The sequence below is a fragment of the Pseudomonas sp. PB106 genome, assembly GCF_009764645.1.
Taxonomy (GTDB): Bacteria; Pseudomonadota; Gammaproteobacteria; order Pseudomonadales; family Pseudomonadaceae; genus Aquipseudomonas.
Map to the genome: position 1 here is coordinate 1 of NZ_RWIM01000045.1, position 16,834 is coordinate 16,834.

Here is a 16,834-nt window from a genome sequence, read left to right on the forward strand (position 1 = left end):
CTGCGGCAGCTCCTACATGGATCCGCGTACGCCTGTAGGAGCTGCCGCAGGCTGCGATCTTTTGATCTTAAACGGCGATGCCGTGGGTTTTGAGGAAGGCGATAAAGGTTTCTTCGTCCATCACTTTCACGCCCAGCTCATTGGCCTTGGTCAGCTTGGAACCAGCACCCGGCCCTGCGACCACGCAATGAGTCTTCGCCGACACGGAACCGGCAACCTTGGCGCCGAGGCTCTCCAGATGCTCCTTGGCGACATCACGGCTCATCAGCTCGACCTTGCCGGTCAGCACCCAGGTCTCGCCAGACAGCGGCAAGCCTTCCACCACTTTCTTTTCGCTCTGCCAGTGCATACCGAATTTACGCAGTTGCTCTTCGGATGCTTGAGCAAGCTGCCGATTCTCTGCAACCGCAAAAAACTCGCGAACAGAATTCGCCTGCTTCTCCGGCAAGGCCTGACGCATGTCCAGCCAGTCGGCGTTCTTCACCGCTTCCAGCGAGCCAAACTTGTCCGCCAGTTTCTGTGCGCCACCAGGGCCTACCGAAGGGATGTGCAGCTTGTCGAGGAAACCACCCAGCGTGGTGCTGGCGGCAAACTCGGCGCCCAATTCGCCCTGATCCTGAATCTGCAAACCATGGCCCAGCAACTCGGTGATCACCTGCTGGTTATGCGCATCTTCAAAGAAGCTGTGAATCTCGTGCGCCACTTCCAGACCAACATCCGGCAGGTAGGTCAGCACTTGCGGCAGCGCCTGCTGCACACGCTCCAGTGAACCCAGCGAGCGCGCCAGCACCTTGGCGGTCTCTTCACCGACATCAGGAATGCCCAGCGCATAGATGAACCGCGCCAGCCCCGGCTTCTTGCTGTCTTCGATGGCCGCGAGCAGTTTGTTGCTCGACACTTCGGCAAAACCTTCCAGATCGACGATGTCGTCGAACTTCAGCGCATACAGATCGGCTGGCGAACTGACCAGACCTTCATCGACCAATTGCTCGACGCTCTTGTCGCCGAGGCCTTCAATGTCCATCGCTCGGCGGGAGACGAAGTGAATGATCGCCTGCTTCAGTTGCGCGCCACAGGCCAGACGCCCAACGCAGCGATACACCGCGCCTTCGCTGACGGTTTCCTTGCCCTTGCTGCGTTTAATCAGTTGCGTGCGCTCGACGTGGGAACCACACACCGGGCAGCTCTCGGGGATCTGCACCGCTCGCGCGTGTTCCGGGCGCCGTTCGAGCACCACTTGCACCACTTGCGGGATCACGTCACCGGCGCGGCGAATAATCACGGTGTCGCCGATCATCAGGCCCAGGCGCGCAACTTCGTCCATGTTGTGCAGCGTGGCGTTGGCCACGGTGACGCCGGCCACCTTGACCGGCTTCAGACGTGCGACTGGCGTGACAGCACCGGTGCGACCGACCTGAAATTCCACATCGAGCAATTCGGTGAGTTCTTCCATCGCCGGGAATTTATGTGCGATGGCCCAGCGCGGCTCGCGAGCGCGGAAGCCCAGTTCGCGCTGATCGGCAATGCTGTTGACCTTGAACACCACACCATCGATTTCGTAGCCCAGATCGTTACGACGCGCACCAATATCGCGGTAGTAATCCAGGCATTCGTCGATGCCTTTGGCCAGTTTCAGTTCGTGGCTGATCGGCATGCCCCACTTCTGCAACTGCTTGAGGTTGCCGATGTGGGTGTCGGAAATATCGTGGGAGACCTGGCCGATGCCGTAGCAGCAGAATTCCAGTGGACGGTTGGCGGTGATCTTCGAATCCAGCTGACGCAAGCTGCCGGCAGCAGCGTTGCGCGGGTTGGCGAAGGTCTTGCCGCCAACTTCCAGCTGCGAGGCGTTGAGGCGCTCGAAGCCGGCCTTGGACATGAACACTTCACCGCGCACTTCCAGCGTCGCCGGCCAGCCTTCGCCGTGCAGCTTCAGCGGAATGTTGCGCACGGTGCGCACGTTGACGCTGATGTCTTCGCCCGTGGTGCCGTCGCCCCGCGTGGCGCCGCGCACCAATACACCATTCTCATAAAGCAGGCTGACCGCCAGGCCATCGAGTTTCGGTTCACAGCTGTACTCCACCGCCGCGCCGCCACCGAACAGATCGCCAGCGGGGACATCCAGACCTTCGGTGACACGGCGATCGAACTCACGCATGTCGGTTTCTTCGAAGGCGTTGCCGAGGCTGAGCATCGGCACTTCGTGACGCACCTGAGTGAACGCGGTCAGCGCCACACTGCCGACGCGCTGGGTCGGCGAGTCGCTGGTGATCAATTCCGGATTGGCCGCTTCCAGCGCCTTGAGCTCGTGGAACAACCGGTCGTACTCGGCGTCCGGAATGCTCGGCTCGTCGAGGACGTGGTAACGGTAGTTGTGCTGATCGAGTTCAGCGCGCAGTTCTAGGATGCGGTTTTTGGCGGCGGTCATGGGTGTTCTCTCATAAAGCAAAAGAGCAGCCGAGGCTGCTCCAGTTTCATCCTTAAAAGATCGCAGCCTCGTTGCACTCGACAGCTCCTACAGGATCGCGATCCTTTGTAGGAGCTGCCGCAGGCTGCGATCTTTTGATCTGGCCTTAGCGCTTCTGGGTCAAGGCGCGGCGTTCGAATTCGACGATGCGCTGACGGTAGTGCTCGATCGTTTGAGCGGTCAGAACGCTGCGTTGGTCATCTTTCAGCTCGCCATTCAATTCCTGCGACAGCTTGCGTGCTGCAGCCACCATCACATCGAAGGCTTGCTTCGGATGACGCGGGCCTGGCAAGCCGAGGAAGAAGCTCACCGCCGGGGTGCTGAAATGATCGATGTCGTCCAGATCAAAAATGCCCGGCTTGACCGCATTGGCCATGGAGAACAGCACTTCACCGTTGCCGGCCATGCTTTCGTGACGGTGGAAAATATCCATCTCGCCAAAACGCAGACCGCTTTCCAGAATGTTCTGCAACAGCGCCGGGCCTTTGAAGCCGGCAGCGTCACGGCAGATCACGCTGATCACCAGCACTTCTTCCGCTTGTGGCTGGTCTTTGTCGACCGCCGCTGGCGCAGGCTTGGTGTCTTCAACGAAATCGTCGTCACGGCTGCTGAAGCTCGGGCCGTCGTCCAGATCCAGATCCAGGTTCAAGTCGCCCTGCGCCGAACCTTTGCCGCGCTTGCCACGTTTCGAGGCGGTTTCGCGAGGCTCGCGTGCTTCGCGGGCCGGCATGCTCACCGACGGCAAATCGTGTTCGTCCAGCTGCGGCTCTTTATGCGTGTCCAGCACGCGGGCCGGGCCCAACAGCTCGGCGCTGGTGTCCTCGTCCGGCAGGTTGGACAGACTTCGGTCAAGACGGAACTTCAGTTTTCCCTTGCCGCCGCGCATACGGCGCCAGCCATCAAAAAGAATACCGGCTATCACAATGATGCCGATGACGATCAGCCACTCGCGCAGACCGATTTCCATGTAATCCCGTGCCTCTATAAAAAATGCTGAAAAATAAGGGGTTTACATTGTGCAAACCGCTTTAAAACGTGGCGCCAACTCTATGTTCTGACAGGCGTTTTGCCCACGTATACGAAAAATTGACATTAAACTAGCACGACCAAAGACAACTTTACACCGTCTGTCTCATTGGCTTGCGCGAATATGTCGATTGGCCAGCAAGTCGAACCCGGTAAAAAAGTCCTACAACCTTCTCATCCCTGTCCGACACCACGCTGACTCAGGCGTCCACCATCGCCATCGCCTCCTCGACATCCACAGCTACCAGTCGCGAACAACCCGGTTCATGCATCGTTACGCCCATCAACTGCTCGGCCATTTCCATGGCGATCTTGTTGTGGGTGATATAGATGAACTGCACGGTCTGCGACATCTCTTTGACCAAGCGTGCGTAGCGTCCAACGTTAGCGTCATCCAGCGGTGCGTCAACCTCATCGAGCATGCAGAACGGCGCCGGGTTCAACTTGAAGATGGCAAAAACCAGTGCCAGCGCGGTCAGGGCTTTTTCCCCGCCGGAGAGCAAATGGATGGTGCTGTTCTTCTTCCCTGGCGGCTGCGCCATGATCGTTACCCCTGTATCGAGTAGATCTTCGCCCGTCAGTTCCAAATACGCCCGTCCACCACCGAAAACTTTTGGAAAAAGTGCCTGTAAACCGCCATTGATCTGATCAAAGGTATCTTTGAAGCGGTTGCGGGTTTCCTTGTCGATCTTGCGAATAACGTTCTCGAGGGTCTCCAGCGCTTCGACCAGATCGGCGTCCTGCGCATCCAGATAACGTTTACGCTCGGATTGTTGCGTGTATTCGTCGATGGCCGCGAGGTTGATCGCGCCCAGGCGCTGAATCCGCGCGCTGATGCGTTCGAGTTCTTCTTCGGCTTCGCGTTCACTGGCTTGCGCGGTTAATGTCGCGAGCACGCCGTTAAGATCGTAGCCGTCTTCGAGCAATTGATCCTGCAAAGCCTTGCGGCGCACGGTCAGGGCTTGCCATTCCATGCGTTGCTGTTCGAGCTGGCCGCGAATCAATTGTGATTGCTGTTCGGCCTGGGTTCGGCGTTTTTCGGCGTCGCGCAATTCGCGGTCGGCATCTTCGAGAGCGATCTGTGCAGTCTTGAGTTCCTCGTCGACGGTCATGCGCTTGTCGAGCAGCTCTTCGAGCTTCAGGCGCAGCTCTTCCAGCGGCGCCTCGCCCTCCTCCAGATTCAGACTCAACTGTTCACGTTTTTCAGTGAGGCGCTCGGCCTGCATTTCCAGACGCTCGAGCGCCTGACGCGTGGAGTCGTGCTGCGCGCGCAACGAGCCGAGACGTACGGCCAATTGATGCGCATGATCCTTGTGCTGCCGCGCTTCCTGACGCACGCGATCGAGGCGTTCGCGCAGGCTGTCGCGCTGGGCCAGCAGCAACTCGCGCTGTTCGGTGTCCAGCGCCATGGCATCCAGCGCTTCCTGCAATTGCAAGCGCGCTTCGCCGACTTGTTCGTGCTCAAGCTCGCGTTGTTCGCCGAGTTCGACCAGCTCTTCATCGAGACGGGTACGGCGCAATGTCAGCTGTTCAGCCTTGGCTTTGCCGGCGGACAATTGTGCTTTCAATTCGCCTTGCTGACGCGCTTCGTCTTGCAGCAAACGACGCAAATGTTCGCGGCCGTTTTCCTGCTGACGCTGTTGCGCGCGCAGGGTTTGCAGACGGGTTTCCATGGCCTCGACCGTGGCTTCTTTCTCTTCGCGTTCGAGGTGCAGGTCTTCGATTTCCTGGCCGCGAGCGAGCATTCCGCTTTCCGCTTCGCTGGCCCGACGTACGCGCAGGAAATGCCGACCGACCCAGTAACCGTCACGGCTGATCAGGCTCTCGCCGGCGCTCAACTGCCCGCGCATAGCCAAGGCCTGCTCAAGGCTGTCGACCGGTTTGACCTGACCGAGCCACGGCGACAGATCGATCTGCGCATCAACCTTGTCCAGCAAGCTGCCCGCCACCCGCACGCCATCGCTGGCCGGGCTAAGCAGGCGCAGATCGCCTTGGGTAAAACCGGACAAATCGAAACCGCTGAAATCGTCGACCAGCACCGCCTGCAGATCAGCGCCGAGCACGGTTTCCACCGCCAGTTCCCAACCGGCCTCGACCTTCAGTCCTTCGGCCAGGCGCGGACGCTCGGCGAGGTTGTGTTCCTTCAGCCATTCGGCGGTGCCGGTGCCCGGATCGAGCGCGGCTTGCTGCAAGGCTTCCAGGGACGCCAGGCGACCGTTGAGGCGCTGCAAGTCGCCCTGCGCCTGTTGCTGCGCGGTCAGCGCCTGCTGCAATTCCTGGCGCAGTTGTTCAAGTTTTTCGACCTGGGCTTCTTCACTGGTCTGCAGATCTTCGAGGGTCGCTTCGGACTCGGCGAGCTGCTCGTTGAGCTCCATGATCGCCGCGTCTTCCGGGTCAGCCGAGAGCAACGCGCGCTCTTCGCCGAGGCGTTTCTGCCGATCAGCGAGGCGCTCCATGCTGGTTTCCAGCTGCTGGATGCGCGACTGCTGCACCTCGGCCTGACGACGCGGTTCGGCGGCAGTCAGGTTGAAGGCGTCCCACTGTTCCTGCCAGCCATGCATGACCGATTCGGAATCTTCTAGCGCAGCGGCGGCTTCTTCGGCAGCGGCGCTGGTGACTTCCTGCTCGGGGGTGAGCATGTCCAGCTCTTCGCCGAGGGTCAGCAGCAACGTGCGGTCGTGGCCCAGATGGGATTCGGTTTCAAGGCGCGCGCGCTCGGCTTCTTTCAGATCGTCCTGCAACTGCCGCAGACGTTGCTGACCGTGCTGGATGCTCTGCTCGACCCGGGCGATATCGCCGCCGACCGAATAGAAGCGCCCTTGCACCAGATTGAAGCGCTCGGACAAGTCATGGTGCCCGTCGCGCAAGCGTTCGATGGCCGCATCGGCATTGCGCTGCTCGGCGACAAGCGCTTCGAAACTGATTTCCTGAGTGCCGATGATCGACTCGCGCTGGCCGACCTGATCATTCAGATCCTGCCAGCGCAAGGCCGACAATTGCGCCTTGAGCTGGCGCTCTTCGGCTTTGAATTCCTGATATTTCTTCGCCGCTTCGGCCTGGCGGTGCAGGCGTTCGAGTTGCCGCTCGAGCTCTTCGCGCAGGTCAGTCAGACGCGCGAGGTTTTCGTGGGTGCGACGGATGCGGTTTTCGGTCTCGCGACGGCGCTCTTTATATTTAGAGATGCCGGCGGCTTCTTCGATGAAGTTGCGCAGGTCTTCCGGCTTGGATTCGATCAGCTTGGAGATCATCCCCTGCTCGATGATCGAATAGCTGCGCGGGCCGAGACCGGTGCCGAGGAAGATATCGGTGATATCGCGACGACGGCATTTGGTGCCGTTGAGGTAGTAAGTGGTCTGGCTGTCGCGGGTCACTTTGCGGCGAATCGAGATTTCCGCGTAGGCCGCGTATTCGCCCAGCAAGGTGCCGTCGGAGTTGTCGAAGACCAGTTCGATACTGGCCTGACTTACCGGTTTGCGGCTGGTCGAGCCGTTGAAGATGACGTCGGTCATCGACTCGCCACGCAGGTTTTTCGCTGAGCTTTCGCCCATTACCCAGCGGACGGCGTCGATGATGTTCGACTTGCCGCAACCGTTCGGCCCGACGACCGCCGCCATGTTACTGGGGAAGTTCACCGTGGTCGGGTCGACGAAGGATTTGAATCCCGCCAGTTTAATGCACTTGAGCCGCACGCTTAGGCGACCGTCAGGGCAGACACCACCAGATCGCAGCTGCGCTGGGCGTAAGCCGTCAGCACGATGCGGATCTGCGGCAAATCACGGGCGAGCACGGCAGCCAGCAAGCGTTCGAACAGTTCGAGGAACTCGCTCATTGAGGCCTTGCGCTGTTCGAGGGCGAGGAAATACGCGCGGCTCATGGCCGGTTGCAGATTCTCGACGGTCTCTTGCAGGTACGGGTTGTTGGCGAACGGATAGGCGGCGCGCATCACGGCGAAACTGTCGTCGACGAAGCTGCGGATGTCCTGACGCTCGTAGCTGGTGGTCAGGCGCTGCTGGATCTGCACGAACGGCGCCATGTCCGACTGTACTTGCCAGCCGTTGGCCACCGAGTTGCCGAGCAGGATGTACAGCTCGCTCATCAGCGTGCACAGGCTCTGCACCTTGTGCGGCGTCAGTTCGGTGACGTGCGCGCCACGGCGCGGCAGGATCGCGATCAGGTGACGGCGTTCGAGGATCAGCAGGGCTTCGCGGACCGAGCCGCGGCTGACATTGAGCGCCAGCGTGACCTTCTGTTCCTGGATGCGCTCTCCCGGCTTCATTTCGCCACGAATGATGCGTTCGGCGAGGTGGTGAGCGATTTGCTCGGCGAGGCTGTCCGGCGCCTTGAACGTCATGGTTGTCCTTCAAACTCTATCGATCTGCACAAGCGGCGCAGTGTAGCGCAAATGCGGGCTCATGGCGGAGTGCCCACTCAGCGGTTTTTGGCACGATTCCCGCAGTTTTCTTTTGAAAACCAAACAAAAAACCAGGGCGACCGATGAGGGTCAATACTGAATAGACACGTTGTTGATCGACGAAATGCATTTTCCTGACCTTTAAGTCAGAAAACCATTGACCGAAAAGTCAGACCTGCTAAATTCGGTTCACGTCGGTTAACAACAATAATGAGTCTGCGAGGCCTTCCGTGATCCAGTTTTTACTTAACCAGGAACTCCGTAGCGAGCACGCCCTGGACCCGAATCTGACTGTGCTCAATTACCTGCGTGAACACGTTGGTAAATCGGGCACCAAAGAAGGTTGCGCCAGCGGTGACTGCGGCGCGTGCACCGTAGTGGTCGGCGAGTTGCAGACGGATGACGCTGGCCGCGAACACATTCGCTATCGCAGCCTCAACTCGTGCCTGACCTTTGTTTCGTCGCTGCACGGCAAACAATTGATCAGCGTCGAAGACCTCAAGCACAAAGGCGAATTGCACAGCGTGCAGAAAGCCATGGTCGAGTGCCATGGCTCGCAGTGCGGTTTCTGCACCCCCGGTTTCGTCATGTCGCTGTTCGCCCTGCAAAAGAACAGCGATGCGCCCGATCACGCCAAGGCCCACGAAGCGCTGGCCGGCAACCTCTGCCGCTGCACCGGTTACCGGCCGATTCTGGCGGCTGCCGAGCAATCGTGCTGCGGCAAGCAAGCGGATCAGTTCGACGCCCGCGAAGCTGAAACCATCGCGCGCCTCAAGGCCATTGCCCCGACCGATATCGGCGAACTCAACAGCGGCGACAAACGCTGCCTGGTGCCGCTGACCGTCGCCGATCTGGCCGACCTTTATGACGCTTATCCACAAGCGCGTCTGCTCGCCGGCGGTACCGATCTGGCACTGGAAGTCACGCAGTTCCACCGCACCCTGCCGGTGATGATCTACGTTGGCAACGTCGCGGAAATGAAGCGCATCGAAACCTTTGATGACCGCATCGAAATCGGCGCCGCCACTGCCCTCTCCGACTGCTACGAAGCGTTGAACGCCGAGTACCCGGACTTCGGCGAACTGCTGCACCGCTTCGCCTCCCTGCAAATCCGCAACCAGGGCACCCTCGGCGGCAACATCGGCAACGCCTCGCCAATCGGTGACTCGCCACCGCTGCTGATCGCCCTCGGCGCGCAAGTGGTGCTGTGCAAAGGCGAAACCCGCCGCACCCTGAACCTCGACGATTACTTCATCGACTACAAGGTCACGGCCCGTCAGGAAAGTGAGTTCATCGAGAAGATCATCGTCCCGCGCGCCACGGCTGAACAGTTGTTCCGCGCCTACAAAGTCTCCAAGCGTCTGGACGATGACATCTCCGCCGTCTGCGCCGCGTTCAACCTGCGCGTGGAAAACGGCGTGATCACCGATGCGCGCATGGCCTTCGGCGGCATGGCCGCGATCCCGAAACGGGCGGCACATTGTGAAGCCATGCTGGTCGGTCAGCCCTTCAACAGCGCCGTGATCGAACGCGCTTGCGCTGCGCTGGCCGAAGACTTCACCCCGCTCTCGGATTTCCGCGCCAGCAAGGAATATCGCCTGCTCAGCGCGCAAAACCTGCTGCGCAAATACTTCATCGAACTGCAAACACCGCACATCGAGACTCGGGTGACCGCTTATGTCTAACCATCACGGCGTAGAGAAAACTCAAGCTGAACTGGCTGAATTGTTCGCCAAGGACCTGACCTCCGGTGTCGGCCGCAGCGTCAAGCACGACAGCGCCGCCAAGCATGTGTCCGGTGAAGCGCAGTACATTGATGACCGCCTGGAATTCCCCAACCAGTTGCACCTGTATGCACGCATGTCGGATCGCGCCCACGCGAAAATCATCAGCATCGACACCTCGCCGTGCTACGCCTTCGAAGGCGTACGCATCGCCATCACCCACGAAGACGTACCAGGCCTGAAAGACATCGGCCCGTTGATGCCGGGCGACCCGCTGCTGGCCATCGATGACGTGCAGTTCGTTGGTCAACCGGTGCTCGCCGTCGCGGCGAAAGATCTGGAAACCGCACGCAAAGCGGCGATGGCCGCGATCATCGAATACGAAGATCTCGAACCTGTGCTCGACGTGGTCGAAGCCCTGCGCAAACGCCATTTCGTGCTCGATAGCCACACCCACCAGCGTGGCGATTCGGTCTCGGCACTGGCGACCGCTGAACACCGCATTCAAGGCACGCTGCACATTGGCGGCCAGGAACACTTCTACCTCGAAACACAAATTTCCTCGGTGATGCCGACCGAAGACGGCGGCATGATCGTCTACTGCTCGACGCAGAACCCGACCGAAGTGCAGAAACTGGTCGCCGAAGTGCTCGACGTGTCGATGAACAAAATCGTTGTCGACATGCGCCGCATGGGCGGTGGTTTCGGTGGCAAGGAAACTCAAGCCGCCAGCCCGGCGTGCCTGTGCGCGGTGGTTGCGCACCTCACCGGGCAGCCGACCAAGATGCGCCTGCCGCGCGTCGAAGACATGCTGATGACCGGCAAACGTCACCCGTTCTACGTCGAATACGACGTCGGCTTCGACAGCACCGGGCGCCTGCACGGGATCAACATGGACCTGGCCGGCAACTGCGGCTGCTCGCCGGACTTGTCCGCCTCCATCGTTGACCGGGCGATGTTCCACTCGGACAACTCGTACTACCTGGGCGACGCGACCATCAACGGTCACCGCTGCAAGACCAACACCGCGTCGAACACCGCCTACCGTGGTTTCGGTGGTCCGCAAGGCATGGTCGCAATCGAAGAAGTGATGGACGCAATTGCCCGTCACCTCCAGCTCGATCCGCTCGCTGTGCGCAAGGCCAACTATTACGGCAAGACTGAGCGCAACGTCACCCATTACTACCAGACCGTCGAGCACAACATGCTCGAAGAGATGACCGCCGAACTGGAAGAAAGCAGCCAGTATCACGAACGCCGCGAAGCAATCCGTCGCTACAACGCCAACAGCCCGATCCTGAAAAAAGGCCTGGCGCTGACCCCGGTGAAATTCGGCATTTCCTTCACCGCGAGCTTCTTGAACCAGGCCGGTGCACTGATCCACATCTACACCGACGGCAGCATCCACCTCAACCATGGCGGCACCGAGATGGGCCAGGGCCTGAACACCAAAGTCGCGCAGGTTGTGGCCGAAGTGTTCCAAGTGGAAATGGACCGCGTGCAGATCACCGCGACCAACACCGACAAGGTGCCAAACACCTCGCCGACCGCGGCTTCCAGTGGCGCTGACCTGAACGGTAAAGCGGCGCAGAACGCGGCAGAAATCATCAAGAAACGTCTGATCGAATTCGCTGCGCGTCACTACAAAGTCACTGAGGAAGATGTTGAATTCCACAACGGCCACGTGCGTGTTCGCGACCATATCCTGACCTTTGAAGCGCTGATCCAGCAGGCGTATTTCAATCAGGTGTCGCTGTCGAGCACCGGCTTCTACAAGACCCCGAAAATCTATTACGACCGCAGCCAGGCCCGTGGCCGTCCGTTCTACTACTTCGCCTTCGGTGCGGCGTGCTGCGAAGTGATCGTCGACACCCTGACCGGCGAATACAAAATGCTGCGTACCGACATCCTTCACGACGTCGGCGCCTCGCTGAACCCGTCCATCGACATCGGTCAGGTCGAGGGTGGCTTCATCCAAGGCATGGGCTGGCTGACCATGGAAGAGCTGGTCTGGAACAACAAAGGCAAGCTGATGACCAACGGCCCTGCCAGCTACAAGATCCCGGCGGTGGCGGACATGCCGCTGGATCTGCGGGTGAAGCTGGTGGAAAACCGCAAGAACCCGGAAGACACCGTGTTCCATTCGAAGGCTGTCGGTGAACCGCCGTTCATGCTCGGGATTGCTTCGTGGTGCGCGATCAAGGATGCGGTGGCGAGCCTCGGTGATTACAAGCATCAGCCGCAGATCGATGCGCCGGCAACGCCGGAGCGAGTGTTGTGGGGTTGTGAGCAGATGCGTCAGCTGAAAGCGGTGAAAACCGTCGAAGCTGAAACCGAGGTTGTTTGATGATCGTTCCCACGCTCTGCGTGGGAATGCAGCCCGCGACGCTCCGCGTCGCATCCTGAACAGCGGACGCGGAGCGTCCAGTGATGCATTCCCACGCAGAGCGTGGGAACGATCTGAGAGGTGTGTATGTACAACTGGATCGACGCCCTCGCCGACCTGCAGAACCAGGGCGAACCCTGCGTTCTGGTGACGATCATCGAAGAACTCGGCTCGACGCCACGCAACGCCGGCTCGAAAATGGTCATCAGCGCTAACCAGAGCTTCGACACCATCGGTGGCGGGCACCTGGAATACAAAGCCATGCAGATCGCCCGCGAAATGCTCGCCAGCGGCAAGCAGGACACCCATCTGGAGCGTTTCAGCCTCGGCGCCAGCCTGGGCCAGTGCTGCGGCGGCGCCACCGTGTTGCTGTTCGAACCGATGGGCCAGGTGCAGGCGCAAATCGCCGTGTTCGGTGCCGGCCACGTCGGCCGCGCCCTCGTGCCATTGCTCGCCAGCCTGCCCTGCCGGGTACGCTGGATCGACTCGCGGGATGCCGAATTCCCCGAACACATCCCCCACGGCGTGCGTAAAATCGTCGCCGAAGAGCCTGTGGATGAAATCGATGACCTGCCTGCCGGCAGTTATTGCATCGTCATGACCCACAACCATCAGCTCGACCTTGAACTCACTGCCGCGATTCTCAAGCGCAACGACTTCGCCTATTTCGGCCTCATCGGTTCGAAGACCAAACGCGCGAAGTTCGAACACCGTTTGCGTGATCGCGGTTTCGACAGCGGCGTCGTACAACGCATGCGCTGCCCGATGGGCATCGGCGAAGTCAAAGGCAAACTGCCTGTGGAAATCGCCATCTCCATCGCTGGCGAAATCATCGCCACTTACAACGCCAACTTCGGCCAGCAGACTGCCAGCGCCGAACCGATTGCCAAACTGCTGCCGGTTTCGCGGCGCAGTCAGGCCGCCAAACTCAAAGCCTCAAACTGATTAGAGAACCCTCATGCCTCTGACTCGCAAAGCCTACCGCGCCGCCATCCTGCACAGCATCGCCGACCCCGCCGAAGTCGGGATCGAAGCCTCCTACGAGTATTTCGAGGACGGCCTGCTGGTGGTCGATGGCGGCAAGATCAGCGCCCTCGGCCACGCCAGTGACCTGCTGCCGACGCTGCCTGCGGACATCGAAATCGAGCATTACCAAGACGCGTTGATCACCCCGGGCTTCATCGACACGCACATTCACTTTCCGCAAACCGGCATGGTCGGCGCCTACGGTGAGCAACTGCTCGACTGGCTGAACACCTACACCTTCCCGTGCGAAAGCCAGTTCGGCGACAAGGCGCACGCCGACGAAGTCGCCGACATCTTCATCAAGGAACTGCTGCGCAACGGCACCACCACTGCACTGGTGTTCGGCAGCGTGCACCCGCAGTCGGTGAACTCGCTGTTCGAAGCGGCCGAGAAGCTCGACCTGCGCATGATCGCCGGCAAGGTGATGATGGATCGCAACGCCCCGGATTATCTGACCGACACCGCTGAATCGAGCTACGTCGAAAGCAAGGCGCTGATCGAACGCTGGCACGGCAAGGGCCGTCTGCACTACGCAGTGACCCCGCGCTTCGCCCCGACCAGCACCCCGGAACAACTGACCCTCGCCGGCCAACTGCTGACCGAATACCCGGATCTGTACATGCAGACCCACATCAGCGAGAACCTCAAGGAAATCGAGTGGGTCAAGGAGCTGTTCCCAGAGCGCAAGGGCTACCTCGACGTTTACGATCACTACAAGCTGCTCGGCGAGCGCTCGGTGTTCGCCCACGGTGTGCACCTGTGCGACGACGAATGCGCGCGTCTGGCGGAAACCGGCTCGGCGATCTCGTTCTGCCCGACTTCGAACTTCTTCCTCGGCAGCGGCTTGTTCAATTTGCCGATGGCCGAGAAGCACAAGTTGAACGTCGGCCTGGGCACTGACGTTGGTGGCGGCACCAGTTTCTCGCTGCTGCAGACGCTGAACGAAGCGTACAAGGTGATGCAGCTGCAAGGCGCGCGACTGAGCCCGTTCAAGTCGTTGTATCTGGCGACATTGGGTGGTGCGCGGGCGCTGCGTCTGGAAGACAAGATCGGCAATCTGCAACCGGGTTCCGACGCCGACTTCGTGGTGCTGGATTACAACGCCACGCCGCTGTTGAGCTACCGCTTGAAGCAGGCCAATAACATTGCCGAGTCGTTGTTTGTGTTGATGACGTTGGGCGATGACCGCACGGTGCAGCAGACGTATGCGGCGGGTGCGCTGGTGCATCAGCGCTGAGCTTTCCCCGCCCCATGATCGTTCCCACGCTCTGCGTGGGAATGCAGCCCGTGACGCTCCGCTTCACTGGACGCGGAGCGTCCCCAGAGGCATTCCCACGCAGAGCGTGGGAACGATCTGACAGGCACAAAAAATCCCCCGCAACTTTTTTGAGCTGCGGGGGATTTTTCTATTGGTCAGTTAGAGCTTGGCCGCAGGACGCCCAGGCTTCTTGGTCTGCAGCAAATGCGAGAACACTGCATGCAGATCATCCGACGCACCTTCCTCGTCGAGGTTGAGCTTGCTGTCGATGTGATCCATGTGATGCATCATCAGGTTCACCGCCAGCTCGCCGTCGCGCTTTTCGATGGCATCGATCAACTGCGTGTGTTCGTCATACGAGCAGTGCGAACGGTTGCCGCTTTCGTATTGGGCAATGATCAGCGAGGTCTGCGAAACCAGGCTGCGCTGGAAACTCACCAGCGGCGCGTTTTTCGCCGCTTCGGCCAGTTTCAGGTGGAATTCGCCCGACAGACGAATGCCGGCGCCGCGATCGCCGCGAGAGAAACTGTCGCGCTCATCGTTGACCATCTGGCGCAATTCGGCGATTTGCTCGGCGGTGGCGTGCAGCACGGCCAGTTCAGTGATCGCGCGCTCGACCAGACGACGGGCCATGAACACCTGACGCGCTTCTTCAACGCTCGGGCTGGCGACGACAGCGCCACGGTTGGGCCGCAACAGCACGACGCCTTCATGGGCCAGACGCGACAGCGCGCGGCGAATGATGGTGCGGCTGACCCCAAAGATTTCCCCCAGCGCTTCTTCGCTCAACTTGGTGCCGGGCGCCAGACGCTGTTCGAGGATGGCCTCGAAGATATGCGCGTAGACAATATCGTCCTGGGTTCCGCTGCGGCCGGCTTTGCCTGCTCGCGGTTGTTTCTTGAGGGGTTGCAACTGTTCGTTCATGGGCACTCGAGTCGGGAGAACTGCGGCGAATAGACCGTGACTGTAATACGGCACAGTAGGTCGCTGGCAAGTATCGCGTAAAAAACAGCGCGATTGTACACAATGAAAGGTGGCAACACGACTGTACGGCAATTTGTGACTTCGGCTGTATTGCAACGATCCGTTACGAATGAGTTTAGGCTTGATCACAGAATCCGTCGCCAGAACACCGCCTCCCCTGTAGGAGCTGCCGAAGGCTGCGATCTTTTGACTTTGAGAAGCAAGATCAAGAGATCGCAGCCTTCGGCAGCTCCTACAAGGGTTTGCGCTGTGGCGGACATCTTCATTGGTATAAGGAACACCGCCGTCATGAACGACGCCACCCACACTCAACTCCGTCCACTGGCCGACACGTCGCCCTCGGCCATCGTCGCCGGGTTCATCGCGATGATGACCGGCTACACCAGCTCCTTGGTGCTGATGTTCCAGGCCGGGCAAGCGGCGGGCCTGACCAGCGGGCAGATTTCCTCGTGGATCTGGGCGATTTCGATTGGCATGGCGGTGTGTTCGATCGGCCTGTCGCTGCGCTATCGCACACCGATCACCATCGCCTGGTCGACGCCCGGTGCGGCATTGCTGATCACCAGCCTCGGCGGTGTGAGCTATGGCGAGGCCATCGGCGCTTACATCACCTGCGCGGTGCTCGTGACGATCTGCGGGCTGACCGGCAGCTTCGAACGGCTGGTGAAAAAGATCCCGGCCTCACTGGCGGCGGCACTGCTGGCGGGAATCCTGTTCAAGATCGGCAGCGAAATTTTCGTCGCCGCGCAGCACCGAACCGGCCTGGTATTGGGGATGTTTTTTACTTATCTGCTGGTCAAACGCCTGTCGCCGCGTTACGCGGTGCTCGCCGCGCTGCTGATCGGTACTGCGCTGTCGGGCTTCATGGGTTTGCTCGACTTCAGCGGTTTTCATCTGGAACTGGCAACACCGGTATGGACCACGCCGCACTTCTCGCTGGCGGCGACCATCAGCATCGGCATTCCGCTGTTCGTGGTGGCGATGACCTCGCAGAACATGCCTGGCATCGCGGTGTTACGCGCCGATGGCTACAACGTCCCGGCCTCGCCGCTGATCACCACCACCGGCATTGCTTCACTGTTGCTGGCACCGTTCGGCTCTCACGGCATTAACCTCGCGGCCATCAGCGCGGCGATCTGCACCGGGCCGCACGCCCACGAAGATCGCAACAAACGCTACACCGCAGCGGTCTGGTGCGGGATTTTCTACGGGATTGCCGGGGTGTTCGGCGCCACATTGGCCGCACTGTTTGCCGCGCTGCCCAAGGAACTGGTGCTGTCGATTGCTGCGTTGGCGCTGTTCGGCTCGATCATCAATGGCTTGAGCATTGCCATGACCGAAGTGAAGGAACGGGAGGCGGCGCTGATTACCTTCATGGTCACGGCGTCAGGGCTGACGCTGTTTTCCATTGGTTCGGCGTTTTGGGGGATTGTTGCGGGGGTTCTGACGCTGGTGATTTTGAATTGGCGTAAAGCCTGAAAGCAAAAGATCGCAGCCTTCGGCAGCTCCTACAAGCTGTACAGCTTTGCCATGTAGGAGCTGCCGAAGGCTGCGA

The 16,834-nt window shown here is 60.1% G+C and carries 10 protein-coding genes; 5 read left to right on the forward strand and 5 right to left on the reverse strand.

Going from position 1 to position 16,834, the window contains the following annotated elements; translation table 11 throughout:
* Positions 1–67: 67 nt before the first annotated feature.
* The 4 genes from ligA to EJA71_RS06160 form a co-directional block, all read right to left on the reverse strand.
* The gene (ligA, locus tag EJA71_RS06145; RefSeq protein WP_158955201.1) at positions 68–2,425 is read right to left on the reverse strand and encodes an NAD-dependent DNA ligase LigA; all 2,358 of its coding nucleotides are present in this window, start codon (positions 2,423–2,425) and stop codon (positions 68–70) included.
* A gap of 145 nt (positions 2,426–2,570) precedes the next feature.
* Entirely contained in the window at positions 2,571–3,431 is an 861-nt protein-coding gene (zipA, locus tag EJA71_RS06150) for a cell division protein ZipA (RefSeq protein WP_158955203.1), read from the reverse strand.
* Between the two features lie 259 nt (positions 3,432–3,690).
* Positions 3,691–7,179 carry a chromosome segregation protein SMC gene (smc, locus tag EJA71_RS06155; RefSeq protein ID WP_158955205.1) on the reverse strand — a complete coding sequence of 1,163 codons (3,489 nt, stop codon included), beginning with the start codon at positions 7,177–7,179 and terminating at the stop codon, positions 3,691–3,693.
* A gap of 2 nt (positions 7,180–7,181) precedes the next feature.
* Positions 7,182–7,841, reverse strand: a complete 660-nt coding sequence (locus EJA71_RS06160; RefSeq protein ID WP_158955207.1) for a GntR family transcriptional regulator — start codon at positions 7,839–7,841, stop codon at positions 7,182–7,184.
* 290 nt (positions 7,842–8,131) lie between these two features.
* On the opposite strand from EJA71_RS06160, the gene xdhA reads away from it, so the two are divergent.
* The 4 genes from xdhA to guaD all read left to right on the forward strand — a co-directional run bounded on the left by xdhA (position 8,132) and on the right by guaD (position 14,274).
* Positions 8,132–9,586, forward strand: a complete 1,455-nt coding sequence (gene xdhA, locus EJA71_RS06165; RefSeq protein WP_158955209.1) for a xanthine dehydrogenase small subunit — start codon at positions 8,132–8,134, stop codon at positions 9,584–9,586.
* Complete coding sequence (gene xdhB, locus EJA71_RS06170) at positions 9,579–11,972, forward strand: xanthine dehydrogenase molybdopterin binding subunit (protein WP_158955211.1); 2,394 nt, start codon at positions 9,579–9,581, stop codon at positions 11,970–11,972. Before xdhA ends, xdhB begins: the two co-directional genes overlap by 8 nt.
* Before the next feature lie 126 nt (positions 11,973–12,098).
* Positions 12,099–12,956 carry a xanthine dehydrogenase accessory protein XdhC gene (xdhC, locus tag EJA71_RS06175; RefSeq protein WP_158955213.1) on the forward strand — a complete coding sequence of 286 codons (858 nt, stop codon included), beginning with the start codon at positions 12,099–12,101 and terminating at the stop codon, positions 12,954–12,956.
* Between the two features lie 13 nt (positions 12,957–12,969).
* Entirely contained in the window at positions 12,970–14,274 is a 1,305-nt protein-coding gene (gene guaD / locus EJA71_RS06180) for a guanine deaminase (RefSeq protein WP_158955215.1), read from the forward strand.
* A gap of 180 nt (positions 14,275–14,454) precedes the next feature.
* Here the strand turns inward: guaD and EJA71_RS06185 are convergent, their stop codons facing one another.
* Complete coding sequence (locus EJA71_RS06185) at positions 14,455–15,219, reverse strand: GntR family transcriptional regulator (RefSeq protein WP_105707893.1); 765 nt, start codon at positions 15,217–15,219, stop codon at positions 14,455–14,457.
* Positions 15,220–15,567: 348 nt separating this feature from the next.
* On the opposite strand from EJA71_RS06185, the gene EJA71_RS06190 reads away from it, so the two are divergent.
* Entirely contained in the window at positions 15,568–16,758 is a 1,191-nt protein-coding gene (locus tag EJA71_RS06190) for a benzoate/H(+) symporter BenE family transporter (protein WP_158955217.1), read from the forward strand.
* Positions 16,759–16,834: the final 76 nt, after the last annotated feature.